Raw genomic sequence first — 292 nt, 5'->3', positions numbered from 1 at the left:
GAATTGTTGACATTACTGATTCAGTACCAGAGTTTACGAAGCGGACTTTATCTAATGCAGGCATTGCTTCTTTTAACATTTTTGCAAATTTTACTTCTAGTGCTGTTGGTGTTCCGTAACGTACACCATTTTCAGCAGCTGTTGTAATTGCTTTTGTAATGTGCGGGTGAGCATGTCCAGTAATAATAGGACCGTATGCTGCTAAATAATCGATATATTTATTTCCGTCTACATCCCAGAAATAAGCACCTTTTCCACGTTCCATTGCAACAGGAGCGCCGCCGCCAACTGC

At 41.1% G+C, this 292-nt stretch carries 1 protein-coding gene; it reads right to left on the bottom strand.

Features of this window, described 5'->3' with window-relative positions:
- A partial coding sequence (locus tag ACSG5Z_RS31275; RefSeq protein ID WP_435712896.1) for an aminotransferase class III-fold pyridoxal phosphate-dependent enzyme occupies positions 1-292 on the bottom strand: 292 nt, incomplete at both ends.

This window comes from Bacillus pretiosus (assembly GCF_051294775.1).
Taxonomy (GTDB): domain Bacteria; phylum Bacillota; class Bacilli; order Bacillales; family Bacillaceae_G; genus Bacillus_A; species Bacillus_A wiedmannii.
This window is presented reverse-complemented; position numbering and strand designations above follow the sequence as displayed.